General features: G+C 66.2%; 20 protein-coding genes. 10 read left to right on the top strand and 10 right to left on the bottom strand.

Annotation, left to right across the window (positions count from 1 at the left end):
* The first annotated feature begins 279 nt into the window (after positions 1-279).
* The 4 genes from ACZK45_RS12330 (at position 280) to ACZK45_RS12315 (ending at position 4,619) form a co-directional block, all read left to right on the top strand.
* Entirely contained in the window at positions 280-2,643 is a 2,364-nt protein-coding gene (locus tag ACZK45_RS12330) for a ribonucleoside-diphosphate reductase subunit alpha (protein WP_253143729.1), read from the top strand.
* A 144-nt stretch (positions 2,644-2,787) separates the two neighbouring features.
* Positions 2,788-3,828 carry a ribonucleotide-diphosphate reductase subunit beta gene (locus ACZK45_RS12325; RefSeq protein WP_024957408.1) on the top strand — a complete coding sequence of 347 codons (1,041 nt, stop codon included), beginning with the start codon at positions 2,788-2,790 and terminating at the stop codon, positions 3,826-3,828.
* Positions 3,829-3,853: 25 nt separating this feature from the next.
* Entirely contained in the window at positions 3,854-4,321 is a 468-nt protein-coding gene (locus ACZK45_RS12320) for a flavodoxin (protein WP_478445888.1), read from the top strand.
* A complete protein-coding gene (locus ACZK45_RS12315) occupies positions 4,293-4,619 on the top strand; it encodes a thioredoxin family protein (protein ID WP_049461515.1) in 327 nt (108 codons plus the stop codon). The genes ACZK45_RS12320 and ACZK45_RS12315 overlap by 29 nt, the downstream gene beginning before the upstream one ends.
* Before the next feature lie 321 nt (positions 4,620-4,940).
* On the opposite strand, the gene ACZK45_RS12310 is transcribed toward ACZK45_RS12315, so the two are convergent.
* Positions 4,941-6,272, bottom strand: coding sequence for an Nramp family divalent metal transporter (locus tag ACZK45_RS12310; protein WP_478444751.1), 1,332 nt, complete (start codon positions 6,270-6,272; stop codon positions 4,941-4,943).
* Between the two features lie 116 nt (positions 6,273-6,388).
* On the opposite strand from ACZK45_RS12310, the gene mntR reads away from it, so the two are divergent.
* A complete protein-coding gene (mntR, locus tag ACZK45_RS12305) occupies positions 6,389-6,859 on the top strand; it encodes a manganese-binding transcriptional regulator MntR (protein ID WP_006372477.1) in 471 nt (156 codons plus the stop codon).
* A gap of 68 nt (positions 6,860-6,927) precedes the next feature.
* On the opposite strand, the gene ACZK45_RS12300 is transcribed toward mntR, so the two are convergent.
* The 3 genes from ACZK45_RS12300 to ACZK45_RS12290 all read right to left on the bottom strand — a co-directional run bounded on the left by ACZK45_RS12300 (position 6,928) and on the right by ACZK45_RS12290 (position 11,636).
* Entirely contained in the window at positions 6,928-7,488 is a 561-nt protein-coding gene (locus ACZK45_RS12300) for a thioredoxin-like domain-containing protein (protein WP_478444750.1), read from the bottom strand.
* The gene (locus ACZK45_RS12295) at positions 7,478-9,637 is read right to left on the bottom strand and encodes a TonB-dependent receptor plug domain-containing protein (protein WP_125894407.1); all 2,160 of its coding nucleotides are present in this window, start codon (positions 9,635-9,637) and stop codon (positions 7,478-7,480) included. The genes ACZK45_RS12300 and ACZK45_RS12295 overlap by 11 nt, the downstream gene beginning before the upstream one ends.
* 259 nt (positions 9,638-9,896) lie before the next feature.
* Entirely contained in the window at positions 9,897-11,636 is a 1,740-nt protein-coding gene (locus ACZK45_RS12290) for an autotransporter family protein (RefSeq protein WP_293794648.1), read from the bottom strand.
* A gap of 40 nt (positions 11,637-11,676) precedes the next feature.
* On the opposite strand from ACZK45_RS12290, the gene ACZK45_RS12285 reads away from it, so the two are divergent.
* Complete coding sequence (locus tag ACZK45_RS12285) at positions 11,677-12,279, top strand: hypothetical protein (RefSeq protein ID WP_258015763.1); 603 nt, start codon at positions 11,677-11,679, stop codon at positions 12,277-12,279.
* A 346-nt stretch (positions 12,280-12,625) separates the two neighbouring features.
* Here ACZK45_RS12285 and fabR read toward each other — a convergent pair whose 3' ends face one another.
* Complete coding sequence (gene fabR / locus ACZK45_RS12280; protein ID WP_005409961.1) at positions 12,626-13,282, bottom strand: HTH-type transcriptional repressor FabR; 657 nt, start codon at positions 13,280-13,282, stop codon at positions 12,626-12,628.
* Positions 13,283-13,374: 92 nt separating this feature from the next.
* On the opposite strand from fabR, the gene ACZK45_RS12275 reads away from it, so the two are divergent.
* Together ACZK45_RS12275 and ACZK45_RS12270 are read left to right on the top strand one after the other, a co-directional pair.
* A complete protein-coding gene (locus ACZK45_RS12275; RefSeq protein WP_253143733.1) occupies positions 13,375-14,445 on the top strand; it encodes a ferredoxin reductase in 1,071 nt (356 codons plus the stop codon).
* Positions 14,446-14,456: 11 nt separating this feature from the next.
* Positions 14,457-15,605, top strand: a complete 1,149-nt coding sequence (locus ACZK45_RS12270) for a fatty acid desaturase family protein (RefSeq protein ID WP_088026244.1) — start codon at positions 14,457-14,459, stop codon at positions 15,603-15,605.
* A 5-nt stretch (positions 15,606-15,610) separates the two neighbouring features.
* On the opposite strand, the gene ACZK45_RS12265 is transcribed toward ACZK45_RS12270, so the two are convergent.
* The 5 genes from ACZK45_RS12265 to ACZK45_RS12245 all read right to left on the bottom strand — a co-directional run bounded on the left by ACZK45_RS12265 (position 15,611) and on the right by ACZK45_RS12245 (position 19,634).
* Positions 15,611-15,946, bottom strand: coding sequence for a tetratricopeptide repeat protein (locus ACZK45_RS12265; protein ID WP_032129997.1), 336 nt, complete (start codon positions 15,944-15,946; stop codon positions 15,611-15,613).
* Positions 15,946-16,521, bottom strand: a complete 576-nt coding sequence (locus tag ACZK45_RS12260) for a flavin reductase family protein (RefSeq protein WP_033833194.1) — start codon at positions 16,519-16,521, stop codon at positions 15,946-15,948. The genes ACZK45_RS12265 and ACZK45_RS12260 overlap by 1 nt, the downstream gene beginning before the upstream one ends.
* Positions 16,518-17,147, bottom strand: a complete 630-nt coding sequence (locus ACZK45_RS12255; RefSeq protein WP_049462787.1) for a superoxide dismutase — start codon at positions 17,145-17,147, stop codon at positions 16,518-16,520. Before ACZK45_RS12255 ends, ACZK45_RS12260 begins: the two co-directional genes overlap by 4 nt.
* Before the next feature lie 397 nt (positions 17,148-17,544).
* Entirely contained in the window at positions 17,545-19,065 is a 1,521-nt protein-coding gene (locus ACZK45_RS12250; protein WP_478444749.1) for a thioredoxin family protein, read from the bottom strand.
* Positions 19,066-19,184: 119 nt separating this feature from the next.
* Positions 19,185-19,634, bottom strand: a complete 450-nt coding sequence (locus tag ACZK45_RS12245; protein ID WP_478444748.1) for a GNAT family N-acetyltransferase — start codon at positions 19,632-19,634, stop codon at positions 19,185-19,187.
* Positions 19,635-19,700: 66 nt separating this feature from the next.
* Between ACZK45_RS12245 and ACZK45_RS12240 the strand changes: the two genes are divergently transcribed.
* Both ACZK45_RS12240 and ACZK45_RS12235 read left to right on the top strand, forming a co-directional pair.
* Complete coding sequence (locus tag ACZK45_RS12240; protein ID WP_478444747.1) at positions 19,701-20,636, top strand: TIGR03571 family LLM class oxidoreductase; 936 nt, start codon at positions 19,701-19,703, stop codon at positions 20,634-20,636.
* Between the two features lie 125 nt (positions 20,637-20,761).
* Positions 20,762-21,073 carry a DUF3817 domain-containing protein gene (locus ACZK45_RS12235; protein ID WP_053443181.1) on the top strand — a complete coding sequence of 104 codons (312 nt, stop codon included), beginning with the start codon at positions 20,762-20,764 and terminating at the stop codon, positions 21,071-21,073.
* The last annotated feature ends 79 nt before the right edge of the window (positions 21,074-21,152 follow it).

The raw sequence follows: 21,152 nt of genomic DNA, 5'->3' as shown, positions 1-21,152 counted from the left end.
ATGTTGTGGCCGTCACTCCCGGTCAGCCGCCGCCGCCGGACATGCAGCAAACGTCCCGCGGCCCGCCCCTGAAGGCTTGCCGTGTCGACGCGGCCGCCATCGTGCGGACCCAGATCGCCCCCACGGCCCGGATACCGGCCGCAGGCGCAGGCTGTTGCCGACGATCTGGTGTTCCCGCGCTTTGGCATCCCACCCCGACCGCCCCGTGCGCCGGTATCGCGTGCAGGGCCGCCATGGCATCGACCGCCGACGCGCGTGCGAGCCTGGAGTTTCACCACCATGACCGACAGTACCTTCCGCGTGGCCGATCTGGCCGGCGCTGGCGACGCCTTGCGCGCCGGTGGCGAGCGCGTGCCGACCTGGATCACCAAGGAGGCCGGCAACCGTCGCCTGCCGTTCGAGGCCGAGCGCCTGCAGCGCAGCATCGACGCCGTGCATGCCGAGTTCCCGCAGCTGGATGTGAGCGACTACCGCCGCGTAGTGCAGGCGATGGTCGAACGCAAACCGAGCATCAGCGCCGATGACCTGGTCGATCTGCTGATCCGCGAGGCCGAATCGCGCGTGGACCTGGTCGCGCCGGAGTGGGAACAGTTTGCCGCGCGCATCTACCTGCGTCGCCTGTACAAGCGCGCCAGCCGCAACCGCTTCTACGACGTCGGCCTGAAGTACGGCTCCTACGTGGGCCTGCAGGAAAGCCTGGCCGATCGCGGCATCTACAGCAACGACATCCTGCGCTGCTACTCGAAGGAAGAATTGCAGCAGGCCGGCGAGATGATCGATCCGGAACGCGATCGCCTGTTCGCGTACAACGGCCTGTACCTGCTGGCCACGCGCTACCTGGCCAGCGACCGCAGCCGTGAGGTCTACGAACTGCCGCAGGAGCGCTGGCTGACCATCGCGCTGTACCTGATGCAGGAGGAAAAGCCGCGCGAGCGGCGCATGCAGCTGGTCGGAGAGGCGTACTGGGCGCTGTCCAACCTGTACATGACGGTGGCCACACCGACCCTGGCCAATGCCGGCAAGGTGGGCGGGCAGTTGTCGAGCTGCTTCATCGACACGGTGGACGACAGCCTGCAGGGCATCTATGACTCCAACACCGATATCGCCCGTGTGTCCAAGCACGGCGGTGGTGTTGGAGCCTATCTGGGCTATGTGCGCAGCAGCGGCGCGCCGATCCGTGGCGTGGCCAATTCCTCCGGCGGCGTGGTGCCGTGGATCAAGCAGCTCAACAACACTGCGGTGTCTGTTGATCAGCTCGGCCAGCGTAAGGGTGCGGTGGCGGTGTACCTGGACATCTGGCACCGCGACATCGAAGCCTTCATGGACCTGCGCCTCAACAATGGGGACCAGCGTCTGCGCGCGCACGATGTGTTCACCTCGGTGTGCGTGCCGGACCTGTTCATGGAAGCGGTCGAGCGTCGCGCCGACTGGTACCTGTTCGACCCGCACGAGGTGAAGCAGGCCAAGGGCTGGTACCTGCAGGACTTCTACGACGAGAAGCGTGGTTCGGGCAGCTTCCGTGACCGCTACGCCGAGCTGGTGGCCGATGAGCGCATCAGCCGCCGCACGGTGAAGGCCATCGATCTGTTCAAGCGGATCATGCTCAGCCAGCTGGAGACCGGCAACCCGTTCCTGTTCTACCGCGACGAGGTCAACCGCCGGAACCCGAACAAGCACGCGGGCATGATCTATTCCAGCAACCTGTGCACCGAGATCCTGCAGAACATGAGCCCGACGCGGATGATCCAGGAGATCGTCAGCGGCGACCAGATCGTCACCACACGCCGTGCCGGTGACTTCGTGGTCTGCAACCTCTCCTCGATCAACCTCGGCCGGGCGATCAGTGCGCCGGATGACCTGCTGGCCACCGATGTGCTGGAGCGCCTGATCCCGATCCAGGTGCGCATGCTCGACAACGTGATCGACCTCAACGCGTTGCCGGTGCCGCAGGCCACCATCACCAACCGCAAGTACCGCGCCATCGGCCTGGGCACGTTCGGCTGGCACCACCTGCTGGCGCAGCAGGCGATCCAGTGGGAATCGCCGGATGCCGAAGAGCTGGCCGACCGCCTCTACGAGCGCATCAACTTCCTGACCATCCAGGCCAGCGCGCAGCTGGCAAAGGAAAAGGGCAGCTACCCGATGTTCGCCGGCAGCGACTGGCACAACGGCCGCTACTTCAGCGATCGCGACTACAGCGGCGCGGCCTGGGACAGCCTGGCCCGCGAGGTCGCCACGCACGGCCTGCGCAACGGTTGGCTGCTGGCCGTCGCGCCGAACATGAGCACCGCGCAGATTGCCGGTTCCACCGCATCGATCGACCCGATCTACAGCGCGTTCTACTACGAGGAAAAGAAGGATTTCCGGCGTCCGGTGGCTGCACCGGGCCTGTCGCTGGAGACCTGGCCGTACTACGAGAAGGGTGCCTACAAGGTCGACCAGTTCGCCAGCGTGCGCCAGAACGCGCGCCGCCAGCGCCACGTCGACCAGTCGATCAGCTTCAACCTGTACGTGCCCAGCACGATCCGCGCCAGCACGCTGCTGGAGCTGCACCTGAGTGCCTGGCGCGAAGGCCTGAAGAGCACCTACTACGTGCGCTCCAACGACATCGACATCAGCGAATGCGAGTGGTGCTCCAGCTGACCACCGGCGACCCACGGTAGTGCCGGCCGCTGGCCGGCAACCCCGCGATCTACGGTAGCTAGCCGCCGGCCGCAACCCCGCGATCCATGGTAGTGCCGGCCGCTGGCCGGCAACACGATAGAAAGAGAACGAAGGCAGGAACCCATGGCAACCCCCCTCGACCGCATCAAGATCCTCGAACCGCGCCATCCCAACCGCAGCACCGGCATCATCAACGGCCGCACCAGCGGCATCCTCAACTGGAACGACATTCCGTACCCGTCGTTCTATCGGGCCTACAAGGAGCTGTCGACCAACTTCTGGATTCCCGACGAGGTCGACATGAAGCTCGATGCCCGCCAGTACGGCGAGCTCAACGCACGCGAAAAGAACGCCTACGACTCCATCATCGGCCTGCTGGCCACGCTCGACTCACCGCAGACCCGCTTCATCTACAACGTGGCCGAGTACATCACCGATCCCGCCGCGCATGCCAATGCAGCGATCATCGGCCAGCAGGAAGTGATCCACAACGAGAGCTACAGCTACGTGCTGGCCTCGATCACCGACCTGCCGAACCAGAACCGCATCTTCGAGATCGCCCGCACCCATCCGACCATCATCAAGCGCAACGCACCGATCATGGGCGCGTATGACGACTTCATGCGCGAGAAGACCGCCGAGACCCTGCTGAAGTCGCTGATCCAGTCCTCGATCCTGGAAGGCATCAACTTCTATTCCGGTTTCGCCTACTTCTACAACATGGTGCGGCAGAACCGCATGAACGGCACCGGCAAGATCATCAGCTTCATCAACCGCGACGAGCTGGCGCATACCAAGTTCATCAGCGAGCTGATCCGCGCCATCATCGGCGAGAACCCTGAGCTGCAGACCAACGAGCTGACCGCCTACGTGCACCAATCGTTCGAGCATGCGATCGAGCTGGAGACGCAGTGGTCGTCGGAGGTGCTGGACGGCATCGATGGCATCGACGTGGACGAGATGGTGCGCTACGTGAAGTACCGCGCCAACAAGATGGCCGGCATGCTCGGCATCGAGCGCCTGTACAGCGACACCACCGACAACGTGATGCCGTGGATCAAGGCCTACGCCGACAACTTCACCGAAACCAAGACCGACTTCTTCGAGATGCGCAATGCAAGTTACAAGAAGACCAACGTCGACAACGGCTTCGACGACCTCTGAGCCCAGCGAAGCGCTGAGCATCCTGCTGGTGGTCGCCTCGTTGAGCGGCAACACCCGCGAGCTCGCTCGGCAGATTGCGGAGCGTTGCCGCGCAGCGGGCCATGCGGTGCACTGGCAGGAGGCCGACGACCTGCGCCAGGCACCGCCTCTGGCCGCCGATGAGGCCGACCTGGTGTTGCTGGGCTGCTGGACCGACAACGCCGGCCGCACGCCGTCGGAGATGAAAGCCTGGGTGGCCGGCATCGCCGAGCGCGGCGAGCGGCCACGGCAGCTGGCGGTGTTCGGTACCGGCGAGACGCAGTGGGGACAGGAGTACTACTGCGGCGCCGTGCACCGGCTGATCCGCTACTTCCGCAGCGACTACCCGCCGCTGGAGATCGAACAGATGCCGCATGGCGTTTGCCATTCCGCGGCCATCGAGGCCTGGACCGACGCGGTCCTGGCCCATTACTGGAGCAACACCGATGCAGATCATCGACGCCACCACGCCTGAGCAGTTCCAGCAGCTGCTGGCCGAACATCCGAGGGTGCTGGTGGATTTCCACAAGGACCAGTGCCCAGGGTGCCGGATGCTGGAGATGTCGCTGCACCGCGTGGCGACCAGCAGTGCAGGGCAGGGCATCACCCTGCTGCGCGTGCAGCTGGAAGTGCTGGGTGAAGCGTTCTTCAGGGGACTGGGGTTGCGGCAGACGCCGACGCTGTCCCTGTTCCGTGACGGCGACGAACGCACCCGCCTGGCCGGGTTCCAGTCGCCGCAGCAGATTGAAGCCGCCATTGCGCTGTATCTGTAGAGTCGAGCGATGCTCGACTGCTGTTCGCGCGGTGATGGAATGAGTCGAGCATGGCTCGACTCTACAAAGGCATACACGCGTGGCGTGGATCTGCTGGCGGGATTTGCTTTCTGTAGAGTCGAGCCATGCTCGACTGCTTTGCGCGCGGTGTGCGATGAGTCGAGCATGGCTCGACTCTACAAAGGCATCCACGCATGGCGTGGATCTGCTGGCGGGATTTGCTTTCTGTAGAGTCGAGCCATGCTCGACTGCTGTTCGCGCGGTGATGGAATGAGTCGAGCATGGCTCGACTCTACAAAGGCATCCACGCATGGCGTGGATCTACTGGCCGTTGAAGGTATCCACCAGCAGCTTCACGTTCAACGCCACGATCACCAGCGCGATCACCCAGGCGATGCTGCCCAGCCAGCGCGGGGCCACCAGCGCGCCCATCGTCACCTTGTCGGTCACGATCCGCACCAGCGGGATGATCGCGAACGGCAACTGCATCGACAGCACCACCTGGCTCAGCACCAGCAGCTTTACCGCGCCCTGGTCGCCGAACAGCATGATCACCACCACCACCGGAATGATCGCCAGCGCCCGCGTGATCAGCCGCCGCAGCCACGGCGGCAGACGCAGGTGCAGGAAGCCTTCCATCACGATCTGGCCGGCCAGCGTGGCGGTCACCGTTGAATTCAGGCCCGAGGCCAGCAGCGCAATTGCAAACAGCGTCGCAGCGGCGCCCACGCCCAGCATGGGCGCCAGCAGCTGGTGCGCCTGCTCGATGTCTTCCACATCAAATCGGCCATTGGCATGGAACACCGCCGCCGCCAGGATCAGGATGCTGGCGTTGATGAACAGTGCCAGGGTCAGTGCAAGGGTGCTGTCGGTCACTGCCCAGCGCAGCGCGCTGCGTCGGCCTTCATCGGTGCGCGGGTAGGCACGGGTCTGCACGATGGACGAGTGCAGATAGAGATTGTGCGGCATCACCGTGGCACCAATGATGCCGATGGCGATGTACAGCGCGTGCGGATCAGTTACCACCTGCGCGCGCGGAATGAAACCGCCCAGCACTTCCATCACCGGCGGTGCGGCCAGCGCGATCTGCACCATGAAGCAGGCGAAGATCACCATCAGCAATGCGATCACGAAGGCTTCCAGCGCACGGAAACCGCGGTTCATCAGCAGCAGCACCAGCAGCGTGTCCAGGGCGGTGATCACCGCGCCCCACAGCAACGGCAGGTCGAACAGCAGCTTCAGCGCGATCGCGGTGCCGATCACTTCGGCCAGGTCGCAGGCGATGATCGCCGCCTCGCACAGCGCCCACAGCGCCAGGTTCACCGGCTTGGGGTAACGCGCGCGGCAGGCCTGGGCCAGGTCCATGCCGGTGGCGATGCCGAGCCGCGCCGACAGCGCCTGCAGGATCACCGCCATCAGGTTGGAAATGAGGATGACCGACAGCAGCAGGTAGCCGAAGCGCGAACCGCCGGCGAGGTCGGTGGCCCAGTTGCCCGGGTCCATGTAGCCGACCGAGATCATGTAGCCCGGGCCGAGAAAGGCCAGCAGGCGGAACCACCAATGGCCCTTGTCGGGCACCGCCACCGAGGCGTTGAGCGCACCCAGGCTGGCCGCAGTGGAGGCCGAAGGGTCGCGGGGTGCCAGGGTGTTCATGGCTCCGAATATAGCTCCTGCTATAGTCATTAGCAATGTGAAACAATCGTCTTTATCGCGTTACTGGTCCAGAATTCAGGTTCAACACCGGAACAACCGGAAGGACAGGCGCAGGCGTGGGCAAGACCGACGATTCGACATCGCTGAAAAGCACCCCCTTGATCGAGGCCGAGCGCCAGGTCGAGAGCTTCCGGCAAGTGCGCGAGGCGCACCGGATGGAGCTGGTGGAGGACTATGTCGAGCTGATCTCGGACCTGCTGGCCGACGGCGGCGAGGCCCGCCAGGTCGACATCGCCACCCGGCTGGGCGTAGCCCAGCCCACCGTGGCGAAGATGCTGCGGCGGCTGGCCCGTGATGGCTGGGTGGTGCAGCGGCCGTACCGCGGCGTGTTCCTGACCCCGGAAGGCGAGGCGCTGGCGCATGCCAGCCGCCAGCGCCATCAGACCGTGGAGCGTTTCCTGCTGGCGCTGGGCGTGGACCCGGATACCGCGCGGCGCGATGCCGAGGGTATCGAGCACCATGTAAGCGAGCAGACGCTGGCGCTGTTCGAAGCGTTCGTGCGCAAGGCTGAGGGCGAGGCGCCGTAACGGTAGCGCCGGGCCATGCCCGGCGGCCGTAAGGCTGCGTCAAGCAATTCGCCGGGCATGGCCCGGCGTTACCGCGATTGGATGCCGGCGTTGGGGCAATGGGCCTGCTGCTGCGCACACGCCTGCTTCGTCCATTCCTTCAACACGGGCTGCAGGCCTTCGTAACGCCGGCCTTGCCAACCATTGGCCAGCACCTTGCCGTCAGCATCGATCAGCACCAGATTCGGCGGTGCCAGCCCAGCCAACGCCTGCAGTGCCGGCATGCGCGCGGCGCGGCGCGGGTCCAGCACCGGCCACGGCATGTCCTGCGCGTGCATGTAGCGGCGCAGCGCGGCCTCGCTCTCATCCAGGCTGACGTACACCACTTCGGTATCGGCGCCGGCCTCGCGCAATGCGTCACGCACGCTGCGCAGTGTGGGTACGAAGGCATGGCAGGGCGCGCACCAGTCGGCGCCGAAGTACAACGCCACCAGCTTCGGTGGCGATGACCACTGCATCGGCCGCAGCGAGCGCTGATCCGGCCGCACCAGCGAGGCCGAGACCTGCGCGTGGAGGTCCGCAGCCATCGCCGGTGCGGCCAGCAGCACGGCACAGGCCAGCAACAACGCTCGTAGCGGCTTAGAACGCATAGCGCAGGTTGACGTACCACGAGCGCGCGAAGCGCGGCCCATAGACATAGTCGCTGTCACGCAACGCACCCACCTCCAGATCCTTCTGGCGCTGGTCGAACACGTTCTTGACGCCTGCGGCCACCGACACTTCCTGCTGCGCCTGCGCGCCCAGGTGACGGTGCCAGCGCGCACCCAGATCGGTCACCAGGAATGAACGCGTGCGGTGCAGTTCGCCCAGCCGGTTGTTCAGCACCGACATCGGCCCGGTGTGGCGCAGCGCGACGAAGGTCTCCCACGGCTCGGCCGGCATCCAGCTGAGCTGGGCCAGGCCGGTCCAGCGTGGGGTCTTCAGGTAGTCCCGGCTTTCGATCACGGTGTCGCCGCCGTCGCCGGTGTCGTCGAAGATGCGCTGCGGTTCGCGGAAGCGCGAGCGGTACCACGAGGCACCCGCGGTCAGGCGCCACTGTGGCGACGGCTGCCAGCCCAGGTTGGTTTCCGCCCCCAGCACGTTGGAACCGGACGCGTTGTAGCGCAGCTGACTGAGCTGTCCGTCATCGCCGCGCTGGATCTCGCCCAGTGCGAAGGTGTCGCGGATGCGCGCATACGAGGCGGTGGCATCCCAGCTCCACACCGGATTGGCCGGGTCAGATCGCCAGTCGAAGCCGAACAGGGTGGTCAACGCGCGCTCTTCCTTCAGGCCGTCGGTGTTGCGCACGCGCACCTGTTCGCCACCCAGCGTATCGACATGCACATCCTCGACGAAGATTTCCGGTGCACGGAAGCCAGTGGCAACGCCTGCCCGCCACTTCAGGTTGGGCGTGGCCTGCCAGGCCAGCGCGATGCGCGGCGAGAACACCGCGCTGTCCAGCTCCGAGCTCTTGTCCACGCGCGCACCCAGCACCAGGTCGACGTTGTCGCGCAGGCTCCACTCGTCCTGGATGAAGGCGCCCAGGTTGTGGAAAGTGGCATCCTCCAGCACTGCCAGGCGCTGCCCGTCACCGGTGCGGTTGTCGTCGCGCAGTGACTCGTGCTTGTACTGCACGCCGAAGGCCAGCGCGTGCGCACCCAACCGCCAGTTCAACTGACTGTCGATGTAGTGCAGCGGGTTGTGGGTGCGGCCGTACTGGCGCCATGAGCGTGAGGCGGCGCTGCCGGCTACGTTCGGATCCAGCTGCGACGGGTCATAGCCAGGCGCAGACGGATCGGTGACCACATCGCCCAGGCCGCCATAGAAGCTGTCACGGTCGATGTCGGCGAAGGCATAGGCCAGGCGGAAATCGAGGTCGGCATTGATCTCCTGATCCCACGACACGCTGCCTCGGCGGTACTTCGTATCCAGCGATTCGGCGATGTTGGCCAGGTATTCGGGCTGGTCCAGGCGGTTGCCGCCGCGGCGGGTTTCATCGGTCACCTGCAGGTCCAGGCGCAGCCGCGTGCCCGGCGTGGGCGCATACCAGGCCTGCAGCCCGCCGACCTTGAGGTTCTTGCGGGTGATCTCGGTATAGCCGTCACCGTTGTAGTCGATGCCGCTGTTCCAGTTGCGCTGGGCAATCACCGACAGCCCGGCGTCGGCATCCTTGGCCACCAGGTCGAGGCGCACATCGGCGTTCTTCTGCGGCGTGCCTTTCAGCACATCCACGCCGGCCTGCACATGGCCGCCGCTGCGCGCCGGCAGTGGCGGGATCAGGTTGATCACACCGGCCACCGCGCCCGGGCCGTACAGCGCCGAGCCGCCGCCCTTGACCACTTCGATGCGGTCGACGAACCCGGCCGGAATCTGTTCCAGGCCGTACACGCTGCCCAGCGTGGACAGCAGCGGGATGCCATCGAACAACAGCTGGTTGTAGGCGCCGGGCAGGCCCAGCAGCTGTACCTCGCTGGTGTTGCAGTTCTGGCAGTTGCTTTCCACGCGCAGGCCGTTGATCAGCTCTGCGGCACGCGAGAAGTCAGTGGCCGCGCGCAGCGCGATGTCTTCCTTGCGCAGCACTTCGGTGCGGATCGGGACATCGGACAGCAGGCGTTCGCTGCGGGTGGCAGTGCTGACCTTGACCTGCACACGGTCCAGCTCGGTCGGCTTCGGTGTGGCTGCCAGCGCAGGCAGCGGCAGGGTCAGGGCGATGGCGGCAGCCAGAGGCAGCCGGCGGGAAAGGGGTCTGGAAACGGGCATGAAGGCGTCGTCCTTGGGAGAGGAAAGGCGGCGAGGGCGACCTGGCTGACGCATATAAAAGCAGAGGGTCATAGATATAGCAACGGCTATATAAATAAGTCCGTGCAATCACGAAGCCGAAAGCAGGGTCAGAACATCGCGGACGACGGCGTTATAACATTACAATTAAGCGCCAGAACCCTGCCGGATGTCATGCCCGGCAGGGTGCGATCGAAATCGAGGAACGCCGCCCCGGTCTGGCCCCAGGGCGGCGAGGGGCTTACCAGGCGGCGCGCAGGCCGACCTGGGCACCGTGGTTGCGATAGCCGCTGTCGCCACGCTGCACACGCAGGTCACCCCATGCGCTCCAGCGCTGGCCCAGCTGCAGCTGGGCACCGGCCTGCACTTCGTAGCGGTTCTCCGGCGTCTTCGCGCTCAACGACTCACTGTTGAAGCGCATGGCCTCATCGCGCTGGCCACGCAGCCAGTTCGCCGCCAGGAACGGCTGCACGCGGTTGCCCTGCAGCGTGCCCTGGCCAAACAGGCGAACGCCGAGGCGGCTGTTGAGGCCGCCGCCGCGACCATCCTCGACCGTGGTGCCATTGTTTTCGACCAGGCTGTCACCGTCGTAGTCGGTCCAGGTCAGCTGCGCCTGCGGCTGCAGGTACAGCGTGCTGGCCTCACTGCTGCGGATGGCCCAGGCATATCCGGCTTCCAGCGACGCACTGCGGGTCCTGGAATCGTAGGTCTCGCGGGCGATGCCTTCGCCCTGCACCTCGTTGTCGAAGCGCGCCGCCTGCAGCCAGCCGTCCACATACAGGCCGGCACTGCTCTGTGCATCCTGCACCCAGCCCAGGTAGACACCGGCCGACTTGCCCTTGACCTTGCCGCGCGTGCCATAGCCGCTCAGCGTCGACACCGCCTGCGTGGTCGCCTCGCCGGTGCCCAGCATCACGCCGACCTGGCCACGGCCATCGCCCCAACGCCAGACATCGCTGCCCAGCTGCAGGGTGTTGATGTGGGTACGGGCGTCAACCTGGCCGGCCACGTTCGCCTGCAGCTGGTCACGCCCGGCGCGCACCCAGGTGCCGATGCGGGCGCGGTCGAAGCCGGGCTCGCCGCGGTCATGGCGGCGCAGCTGGAACATCTGCACGGCCGCGGCCTGGTTGGCCAGGTACGCGCCCGGCTCCGGACGCAGTACGGGGACCGGATCGACGGGATTGACCGGGTCCACCGGATCGACCGGGTCAACAGGATCGACCGGATCCACCGGACCAGTGCCCTGGCACTCCGGCAGCGCCGGATTGATGTCGCACGGATTGCCGGTGTAGGCCGAGGTCAGGTACCAGTTGCCGTTGGTCGCGCCCGGAGTGCCCTTGCGCAGGAAATACTCGTACATGCCGCCGATGGCGCGGCCCTGCAGCGCGAGGTGACCATTGCTGGCACCGTCCACCTGCATCAACGGAATGCCGTTGACGGTCTGTGCACCAGCGCCGGCAATGTTGTTGACGGTGACCTGGGTGGTGCCGCTGGTATCACCGGTCACGTGCATGCGCGAGCTTGCCGCGTCGTCGCCGGCCAGTACCGTGTTGAAGTGCAGGGTGCCGCCATTGCCGGCGTAGTTGCCGTTGACGGTCAGCTGCGGATAGGCCGCCGTACCCGCAGCACCGAGGAAGATATTGCTGCCTGCACCCAGGGTGAGGTTGCCGGTGTTGCTGTCGCCGGACAGCGTCCAGCGACCGCCCTGGTCGACGATGACGTCGGCCGGGCCGAGGATGCGGCCGGTGAGGTCGAGACCGTCAAGGAAGCGCAGCGTGCCGGTGGCGGTATCTGCGATGGTGAAGTTACCGGCCAGCGTGGAAGTTCGGCCGCTAAAGTCGAACCGGGCACCTGCATTGGCCTGCAGGAGGTTGCCGTTGCCACCCTTCAGCGTGGCGCCGTTCTGCACAATGAAGCGGTTGACCTGCGGAGCTGAGCCCTGGGTATTCGCGCTGAGCGCTGCGCCAGCGGTTCCTTCCACCGAAGAGCCATCGACAAGTACGTACCACCCATCTGGGCCCATGGCGGGCTGGCCGCCGGCGTTGTGTCTGCTGTCGATGCCATCCTGCGCGCCGACGACAGAAGAGCCGCTGCGTAATTCCAGAATGCCCGCCAGCATCAGGACGCCGTGCACATCGCCAGCAAAGGCCGTCGATGAGGCACGGATGGTTCCGCCACCCGAAATGCGCGAAGCCGTAAAAGGACTTTCGACGCGGCTGTTTGAAATGGCGATGACTGTGCGCGCCGATGTCGGGTTGGACAGAAATGCACTGGTGTTCAGGCCGGCCAGCGTGCTGCCTCGGATGTCGCCGACGGAATCCATCAACGAGACCAGGCCGGCGGATGCGTTACTGAGGGTGAGTGTCGAATTCTGCGAATTTACTGAGCCTACTCGAGTACCGTCGACGTTCAGCTGCGAATTGCCACGGAGCGTGAAGTCCTGCCCGACCCAGACATGGCCCGGAACGACCGTAGCGGACGCGCCGTTGTTCAGATCAACGGCCGCGGCCTCCATGGAGGGCACGAGAATCAGCCCGGCGAGTGCAAGTGCCAGCCGTGATCGGACAAGCGTGGAAGGAAACTTCGGCGTGAACTGCATCATGCGCATGGGTGTTTCTCCTTGAAGCTCATTGGGGGGGACCTGCATCCGCAGGACCGGAGGCGGCACTGTGCGGATCGGGTCTTGCCTGGGCCATGCAATTAATCTGAAAGGACTGCAGCGGCACTTGCCGGATTCAAACCCCGTTCAATAACTCACCAAACTGAATGGAGCGCGCGGTCTGAATAATTCAGCGTGCGTGAGACCGCAGTGAATGGCGCGTGCAGGATGCTCAAGCTGCGCATCTGCAATCTAGATCTGTGACAGCGTCCACAGTCCATCGGCGCCGTGGCGCTGCGTGGCGGGCTTCATGGAGCTGGGGCGGGTCAGAGCCCTTTCCCCTGGAAAGGGGTCCGACCCAGGGGCCTCGATCAGCCGCGGCGGAACGCGGCGGGGGTACGGGCGCCGACGATGATCATGCGGATCATCGTGGAGATCTGCTCGACCAGCTCCGGATCCTTCTCCGGTGGCAGGTCCATGGCGGTGGCACCCATCGCGAACACCAACCGGGTGATGGCCTTGGCCACCAGTTCCGGGGCATGCAGTACGGCGCCATCCAGTGCGGCCAGGCGCACCAGGTCGTGCTGCAGCTCTTCCTCGAAGTAGTGCAGCTCGCGTTCGACCGCATGCTTGAAGTCGTCCGAGCCGACCGCGCCCTCGCGCAGCAGCACGTGCAGCAGCTTGTCGTCGGCGCGCAGCTGTTCCATGAAGGTCTCCACCGAGACCCGCACCACGCTGGTGGCGGTGGAGGTGGCGCGCTGCCGGGCCTCGCCGATGATGGTGCGCAGCGAGCGGCCGGCCGCATCGATGAGCGCCACGGCCAGTTCGTCCATGTCGCGGAACTGCCGGTAGAAGCTGTTCGGCGCGATGCCAGCCTCACGTGCCACTTCGCGCAGGCTGAGCGTGGACAGGCTGCGGTGCGGCCCGATCAGTTTCAGGGCAGCAGCCAGCAGATCCTCGCGGCTCACCGTACGGCGGGCCGGGCTGTTGGCATCTTCGGGCGTCGACAAGGCGGTGGCGGCGGCCATGGGGGTTCCGGTGGGGCGAGGCTGAATCATACCCAATCCGGTTCAATATACACATGTATACACAGGTGTATGTGCGCCCGTATAGTGCGCCCATGAGCGCTGTCGTCCGTCCGTCCCTGTTCTCTCCGTACCGCTGGGTCTCGCCGTCGCTGTTCGATTTCTGGGCGGGCCAGCTCAATCCCCTGTGGACCCTGCGCGAGCCGGTGGCCCGCCTGGTCCGGCGCGAGCCGGCCGGCGAGGGCGCGGCGACCCTGGTCCTGCGCACCAACCGGCACTGGGCCGGCATGCGCGCTGGCCAGCACGTCACTCTCGGCGTCGAGATTGAAGGGCGCCTGTGGCAGCGCAGCTACAGCCCCACCGCACTCGGTCGGCGCGAGCTGGCGATCACCGTCAAGGCGGTCGATGGCGGCCGGGTCAGCCAGCATCTGGTCAATCATGCGCAGCCGGGCGAACTATTCCGCCTCGATGCCGCCTTCGGCGAATTCCATATGCCGGCCGCGGCGCCAGTGCTGCTGCTGGCGGCCGGCAGTGGCATCACGCCGATGCGCAGCCTGCTGCGCGACACCTGCCAGCGCCCGCTGGCGGCGCCGGTGGACCTGTTCTACTGGGAGCGCACCGCTGCCCATCTGCAGTTCCGTGATGAACTGCAGGGGCTGGCCGCAGCGCATCCGAACCTGCGCGTACACCTGCTGACCACCCGCGAGGGTGAGGTGCCGGCCGCGCGTATCGATACCCATGATCTGCAGGTGGCCGGCGATGACACGCCGTTGGCGCAGCGCCATGTGCTGGCCTGCGGCCCGGACGGCTTCGTTGCCGCCGCGCGTGAACGCCTGGCACATCAGGTGGCCGGCTTCCAGGCCGAAGCCTTCACCCCGCCGGCGCCGTTGCGCGATGCCAGCAGCGAAGGTGAGGTGTCGCTGACGCTTGCGCGCAGTGGCCGCCAATTGAGCGTGCCGCGTGGCCGCTCGCTGCTGGAAAGCCTCGAAGCCCATGGCATCAAGCCCAAACACGGCTGCCGCATGGGTATCTGCAACAGCTGCAGCTGTGACCGCGTCAGTGGCGCCACCCGCCACCTGCGCACCGGCGACCTGCAGTCCGAATCGGCACAGCCGGTGCGGATCTGCGTGAGCGCACCGACCACCGACCTGACCCTGGATCTCTGAGGACGCCTGCCATGACCCGCGCTACCGACCGTGCCCTGAGTACTGCCGAGATGCATGCCTTCGGTGAGGAACTCGACGCGATCCGCGACCGTGTGATCGGCAGCCTCGGCGCCTCCGATACCCGCTACATCCGCCGCGTGGCCGCCGCCGTGCGCTGGTTCGGCGTGGGTGGCCGTGGCCTGCTGTTCCTGGCGGCGTTCTCGCCACTGTTCTGGATGCCGCTGCTGTGGCCGGCCGCGATCACCGGCACGCTGCTGCTGGCGCTGTCGAAGATCCTGGAGAACATGGAACTGGGCCACAACGTCATGCACGGCCAGTTCGACTGGACCGGCGACCCCAAGCTCAACGGCAACACCTACGAGTGGGACATCGTTGCCACCGCCGACAACTGGCGCAAGACCCACAATTTCCGCCACCACACCTACACCAACGTGCGTGGCATGGACGATGACATCGGCTACGGCCTGCTGCGCATCTTCCCGGAACAGCGCTGGAAGCCGTTCTACCTGCTGCAGCCGATCATCGCGCCGATCTTCGCGCTGCTGTTCCAGTGGGGCGTGGCCGCGCAGGACCTGCGCCTGGGCCGTTGGCTGAAGGGCCGCATCAGTGGCCGTGCGATGTGGATGCAGACCCGCCCGGTGGCGCGCAAGATGCTGCGCCAGGTTCTGAAGGACTACGTGTTCTTCCCGCTGCTGGCCGGTCCGTTCTTCCTCACGGTGATGCTGGGCAACCTGGTCGCCAACGGCCTGCGCAACATCTGGACCTATGTGATCATCTTCTGCGGCCACTTCACCGCTGAATCGGAAACCTTCCCGAAGGAGTGCCTACGCAATGAGTCGCGCGGTCACTGGTACCTGCGCCAGCTGCGCGGTTCGTCCAACATCAGCGGCGGCTTCCTGATCAACGTGCTGTCGGGCAACCTCAGCCACCAGATCGAGCACCACTTCTATCCGGATCTGCCGGCCAACCGCTATGCGGCCATCGCCAAGGAAGTGAAGGACATCTGCCGCCGCTACGGCCAGCACTACAACAACGGCTCGCTGCCGCGCCAGTTCGGCCAGGTGGTCTGGCGCATCCTGCGCCACGCGTTCCCGAGCAAGCCGCGCCGCCTGCCGATGTCGGACATCATGTCCGCACCGGCATCGGCCAACGCGGGCTGATCGACTCAGCCCGCTTTCGCCAGGTCCGCCTGCTCGCGGTCCAGGCGTCGCAGGAATACCTGCATTTCCTTGCGTGCCTGCTGGTCGCCCTTGCTGCCGGCCACGCTCAAACCGCGTTGCCACGCTTCGCGCGCCGCCTGCGGCTGGCCACTGGCCAGCCAGGCCTTGCCCAGCAGCTTCCACGCTGCCGAATACTGCGGATCAAGGACCACGCAACGGCCCAGATGGGTCGCTGCGCGCACCGGGTTGCCGGCATCCAGCCAGCCCTTGCCCAGGCCGAAGCGCAGCAGCGCGCCGTCCTTGCCGCTGGCCAGCATGCATTCCAGAGCCTCGATGTTCATCAGCGCACCTCCACCAGCAGCTCGGCCGGTCCCGGCTGGAAGCGGCCGCGATGGAACAGCAGTGGCGCGCCGCCGTTCTCGTGCACTTCGATGATGCGGCCGGCCAGCAGCAGGTGATCGCCTACCGGCCACTGCGCATGGCGGGTGCAGGTGAGATGCGCTACCGCACCGGCGATGCGTGGCGGGGCGTCCTCGTCGTCATCCAGCAATGCCAGACCGTCGAAGCGGTTGCGTACCTGCGGATCGGCAAAGCGCCGGGCCAGTGCTTCCTGGTCGGCCGCCAGCACGCTGATCGCAAAGCGGGTGGCGCGCTGGAAGGTGGAAAGACTCTGCGCGTGCAACGCCAGGTTCCACAGCACCAGTGGCGGCTGCAATGACACCGGCACGAACGAATTGATGGTCAGGCCGATGGGCTTGCCCTGCGCATCGCGCGCGCAGACGATGGCCACGCCGGTAGGAAAGTGGCCGAGCAGCCGCCGCAGTGCCCGCGGCGGCATCTCGACCGACGGCACCGGGGCCGGGGCGGGGAATACCCCCGCCCACGGCCCGGCGTACGGCAGTGTCTCGCCGCTCATGAGGCCCTGGCCTGGCGGTAGCGCCGGCCGACCTCGGCCCAGTTGATGATGTTGAAGAACGCACCGATGTAGTCCGGGCGGCGGTTCTGGTAGTGCAGGTAGTAGGCGTGTTCCCAGACATCCAGTGCGAGGATCGGGGTATTGCCGGACAGGCCGACCGTAGCGCCCATCAACGGGCTGTCCTGGTTGGCGCTGCTTTCAACCTTCAGGCGGCCGTCGCGATCGCTGGTCAGCCAGGCCCAGCCACTGCCGAAGCGGGTCTGCGCGGCCTTGGTGAAGGCCTCCTTGAAGGCATCGAAGCCACCCAGATCGCGGTCGATGGCGGCGGCCAGCTCATCATCGGGCGTGCCGCCGTTGGCGCTGAGCACGGTCCAGAACAGGCTGTGGTTGGCGTGGCCACCGCCGTTGTTGCGGACTGCGCCACGCTGCGCCTCGGGCACTGCATCGAGGTTGGCGATCAGCGCCTCGACCGGCTGCTCGGCGATGCCGGCCTGCTCGATGGCGGCATTGAGGTTGTTGACGTAGGTCTGGTGGTGCTTGCTGTGATGGATTTCCATCGTGCGCGCATCGAAGTGCGGCTCGAGGGCGTCATAGGCATAGGGGAGCGGGGGAAGCGAGTACGACATCGAAGCAATCTCCGTGGGGAAGGCCAAGGGGGCTGGCCGTGGGGAGACTGTTATCGCACCTCAACAATGGTTGAGGTCAATAGATCAAGAGGTCAAGACGGAGGCGTGGTAGTGCCGGCCGCTGGCCGGCATTCAGCGAAGGTCGGGTTGTAGCCCGGCGAGGCACTACCAGAATCCGCTTTCCGAACCCTCACCGGCGCGCTGATGCGCTGCCCGCGCTCGCAGGAAACCGTCAGGAGGGGGCGGGGGCCGCTGGACAGGACCGTTGGCGCCAAGGATGGCGCCATCGAGCACCATGGAGGGGCTTTTGCGTGTCCTGGCCAGCGGCCCCCGCCCCCTCCCACACGGATCAACAAAAGCGCCGGCCGGCGAACCAGCCGCCAGCGCTTTCATCAACTCAGCTCAACCAGTCCTTACAGGCGCCATCCACCTGGTCACCGCACGCCTGCTGCATCCGCTGCTGCAGCCGTGCCAGCGTCTCCGCACCCTGGTGCTTGCCGCTCCACGTCTTCAACTGCCCGGCCAGGCGCTCGAAACGCTGGCGGGTACGCTGGTGGTAACCCGACGGCTGTGCCTCCAGCTCGGCGATCAGCGACGCGGTCGCCTGCTCGATGCGCGGTGCATCGTCCGGCGCCAGCTTCAGCAGGCCTTCCACGTACAGCACGCCCCATTGCACGCGGGTGGCCGGGCCCTGTGCACCATCGTAGGCGCGCTTCAACCACTCCAGCGCACCGGCGGTGTCGCCGCGCTGCTCGGCCAGTTCGGCCAGCTCGGGCATGTAGTAGTACGGCTGCTCGCTGCGCTTCAGCTCGGCCAGCAACAGCGCCTCGGCACCCGCGTCGTCACCTACCTCGCGCAATGCGTACACCGCGCTGCTGATCGTGGCCTGGCGTGCATGCGCATCGGTGGCGGCGGCATCAGCAGCGGCCACGCGCTGCTTGACCCGCTCGACCAGCGGCGCGGGCAGTGCGCCCTTCGGCTGCTGCTGGCGGGCCAGCGATACTTCGGTCAGCGCACGCGACAACGCGTCGTCGGCGCGATCACCGCGCTCGGCATCGGCGCGCTCCAGTGCGACCAGCAATTGCTGGCCCAGGGTGTTGGACGTGGCCGGGCCTGCACTGGCCTGCTTGACCAGCTGCACACCTGCATAGCCGAGCAACTCACGGTTGCGGCGCACTTCCGCCGGTTGTGCCAGTACGGCCTGCAGCAGCTCGCGCACTTCGGTGGGCGAGGTATCGGGCTTTTCGGCTGTAGCCAGAGCCAGCAGGGCGAAACGGCGCTGCAGGGCGGCGTCGGGTGCCGCCCTGGACAACTGGCGCAGCACATCCTGGCTCCTGCGCTCGCCGGCCAGGCGGTTGGCGTCCACTTCCCAGCCATAGTCGCCCAGCACCTGCCAGTCTTCGGCGGCCAGCCGGTCCGGCGTTGCCAGCGCGGTGGCCAAGGTGGCGGCAACAGCACTGCGGCGGCCTGCAGCGACGGTCAGGGCCCGGGTCAGTTCGGCGGCGTCATTGCCACCGGCCACGCGGGTGATTTCGTTGCGCTGTGGGTCCAGCACGATCAGGGTCGGATAGCCGCGTACGCCGAAGCGTTCGCCCCAGGCCTGCGCACCTTCCTCGTCGCCATCCAGGTAGACGGGAACGAATTTGCTGGTCAGCGCGATGAAGGCCGGGTCCTTGAACAGGCCCGCCTTGAGCTGGTTGCACGGCGGGCACCAGACCGCACCCCAGTACAGCAGCACCGGCTTGCCGCTGTCGGCGGCTTCGGCGAAGGCATCGTCCACATCGCCCTGGCGCCAGGCGATGGCGGATGCCGGCGCGGGTGCCTCGGCAGAGTTGGCGGTGGATACCGGGGCCGGGGTGCAGGCGCTCAGCGCCGAAGCCAGCAGCAACACGGAAAGCGCGACGCGCATCGGCAGCATCTCGAAGGGCAGGGTGACAGGCCATTGTAGGAACCGCCGGGGAGCCTGCTGATTCAGTTTGCTTATGACAGGCGTGCCGCAGGGCATGACGCCCACCGGGCATTGCCGGGCGGATGCCTTCAGGCCGCTGCCCGCACCATCTGCTGGTACACCAGCCCGTTGAACTCGCCGACCTCCCCATCCAGCACAAAGCCATAGCGCAGGTAGGTAGGCACTGCGTTGAGCGAGGCGCGCACCGTCAGTACCGGCTCGCGTACCTGCGGCAGCACGGCTTCGAACAAGGCATGGCCGATACCTTGGCCCTGGCACGCGGGATCGACGAACAGCATTGCCAGGTGCCGGCCCTCCTTCAGTTCGACCATGCCGATTACGCGCGCATCCTGTTCGGCCACCAGGATGTGGTTGTCACCCTGCAGGCGCGCACCAAACGCATCGGCTGCTGCGACACTGCCGAAGGCGGCGATGCCGGCCGCGCTGAGAGACGGCGCCACTGCCTCGTTGAACGCAGCCAGGCACACCGCGCTGATCGCGGGCAGGTCATCGACGTGGGCAGGGCGGATCGTCAGCATGTAGTGTTCTTCCAGTGGTGGGCGGCGCGTCATCGTCGCCGCAGGTCTGCACGCTAAGCTGGCGGCATGAGTGATTTCAATCCTGCTTATGCTGCCTTGTTTCCGCAACAGGGTCTGAGCCTGGGCCTGATGACGCCTGTCGCCGCACATGGGCTGGCCGATCCGCATGAAGCCAGGCGGATCGCGCGGTTGGCCGATCATCTTGGCTTCGCCGCGCTTTGGACCCGCGATGTACCGTTGATGGTGCCGCAGGGCCCGGATGCAACAGCGAGTGCGCTGGATGACCCGTTCCTGTGGCTGGGCATGCTGGCTGCCGCGACCGAGCGCATCGTGGTCGGCAGTGCAGCCATCGTGCTGCCATTGCGCCAGCCGTTGCAGGTGGCGAAGTCGGCGCTGAGCCTGGATCGGATCAGTGGCGGGCGCTTCGTGCTCGGGCTGGGTTCGGGTGACCGCCCGGAAGAATTTGCCGCGTTCGGCGAGGATCTGGAGGGCAGGGCGGCGACGTTCCGTGAGCGTTGGACGTTGTTGCGCGCAGCGCTGTCACCGGAGACCGATGAGCGGACCGCCGTACTGCAGGCGACCGGTGGTTTCGACGTGCTGCCGGCGCCGGCAACGCGCATTCCGATGCTGGTGGTGGGTACTGCGCGGCAGAGCCTGCAATGGATCGCGCGTGAGGCCGAAGGCTGGGCCACCTATCACCGCGAGGAGGTTGCGCAGGAAGGGCGCATCGGCCTGTGGCAGCAGGCGCTGGTGCAGCGTGGCGGGGCAGGCAAGCCGTTCGTGCAGTCGATGCTGCTGGACCTGCAGACGGATCCGCAGGCGCCAGCCGAGCCATTGCCGCTGGGCCTGAAGGTCGGCCGCGATGGTCTGCGTGACTACCTGCTGCGCGTGCATGCGCAGGGCGTGGCACATGTGATGTTCAACCTGGTCGACAACGGGCGGTCGATGGGCGCCGTGCTGCGCGAGATCGGCGAGCAGGTTCTGCCGGATGTGCTCCGGTAGGTGTCCACCTTGGTGGACACGTTCCAGCAGTCGAGCACGGCTCGACTCTACATGGGGTTCGCATCTGCGTATCATTCGCATTTGATATCCTGATGCCGGAGCTCCGCGTGACCCAACGTTCCCCCATGCACCCGACCGGACGCCTGTTCGCCGCGGTCGCTTTCATCGAGGCCGTGACCTGGGCCGGCCTGCTCATCGGCATGTGGATGAAGTACGGCCCGATGGCCAACGTGGCGCTGGTCAAGCTGTTCGGGCCCCTGCACGGCGTGGCCTTCCTGGCCTATGTGGCGGTCACTCTGTTCGCGGCGGTGCGGCTACGCTGGCCGTGGTGGGCCAGTGCCCTGGCACTGCTGGCGGCGATCCCGCCGCTGGTGACGCTGCCGCTGGAGTGGTGGTTCAAGCGTCGTGGTCTGCTGGGCCTGCGTGCAATGCGCTGAACCCACTGTTGCATGCCCATTCAAGAGAATGGGTATCAAATGCAAATACGAGCCGTTATCATTTAAGGATGGCATCGGG

The sequence above is a fragment of the Stenotrophomonas sp. 63632_Sma genome (assembly GCF_056482875.1).
Note: the sequence above shows the minus strand (reverse complement) of the source record. Positions and strands in the feature narration are given on the sequence as shown.

Excerpts from the sequence above, each read along its gene's own strand:
- ACZK45_RS12250 (WP_478444749.1), bottom strand. The coding sequence starts at position 19,065 with ATGCTGCCGATGCGCGTCGCGCTTTCCGTGTTGCTGCTGGCTTCGGCG.
- ACZK45_RS12275 (WP_253143733.1), top strand. The coding sequence starts at position 13,375 with ATGAGCGCTGTCGTCCGTCCGTCCCTGTTCTCTCCGTACCGCTGGGTC.
- ACZK45_RS12310 (WP_478444751.1), bottom strand. The coding sequence starts at position 6,272 with ATGAACACCCTGGCACCCCGCGACCCTTCGGCCTCCACTGCGGCCAGC.
- ACZK45_RS12265 (WP_032129997.1), bottom strand. The coding sequence starts at position 15,946 with ATGAACATCGAGGCTCTGGAATGCATGCTGGCCAGCGGCAAGGACGGC.
- ACZK45_RS12270 (WP_088026244.1), top strand. The coding sequence starts at position 14,457 with ATGACCCGCGCTACCGACCGTGCCCTGAGTACTGCCGAGATGCATGCC.
- ACZK45_RS12245 (WP_478444748.1), bottom strand. The coding sequence starts at position 19,634 with ATGCTGACGATCCGCCCTGCCCACGTCGATGACCTGCCCGCGATCAGC.
- ACZK45_RS12295 (WP_125894407.1), bottom strand. The coding sequence starts at position 9,637 with ATGCCCGTTTCCAGACCCCTTTCCCGCCGGCTGCCTCTGGCTGCCGCC.
- ACZK45_RS12315 (WP_049461515.1), top strand. The coding sequence starts at position 4,293 with ATGCAGATCATCGACGCCACCACGCCTGAGCAGTTCCAGCAGCTGCTG.
- ACZK45_RS12255 (WP_049462787.1), bottom strand. The coding sequence starts at position 17,147 with ATGTCGTACTCGCTTCCCCCGCTCCCCTATGCCTATGACGCCCTCGAG.
- ACZK45_RS12240 (WP_478444747.1), top strand. The coding sequence starts at position 19,701 with ATGAGTGATTTCAATCCTGCTTATGCTGCCTTGTTTCCGCAACAGGGT.
- ACZK45_RS12285 (WP_258015763.1), top strand. The coding sequence starts at position 11,677 with ATGGCGGGCTGGCCGCCGGCGTTGTGTCTGCTGTCGATGCCATCCTGC.
- fabR (WP_005409961.1), bottom strand. The coding sequence starts at position 13,282 with ATGGCCGCCGCCACCGCCTTGTCGACGCCCGAAGATGCCAACAGCCCG.
- ACZK45_RS12260 (WP_033833194.1), bottom strand. The coding sequence starts at position 16,521 with ATGAGCGGCGAGACACTGCCGTACGCCGGGCCGTGGGCGGGGGTATTC.
- ACZK45_RS12300 (WP_478444750.1), bottom strand. The coding sequence starts at position 7,488 with ATGCGTTCTAAGCCGCTACGAGCGTTGTTGCTGGCCTGTGCCGTGCTG.
- ACZK45_RS12235 (WP_053443181.1), top strand. The coding sequence starts at position 20,762 with ATGCACCCGACCGGACGCCTGTTCGCCGCGGTCGCTTTCATCGAGGCC.
- ACZK45_RS12325 (WP_024957408.1), top strand. The coding sequence starts at position 2,788 with ATGGCAACCCCCCTCGACCGCATCAAGATCCTCGAACCGCGCCATCCC.
- ACZK45_RS12330 (WP_253143729.1), top strand. The coding sequence starts at position 280 with ATGACCGACAGTACCTTCCGCGTGGCCGATCTGGCCGGCGCTGGCGAC.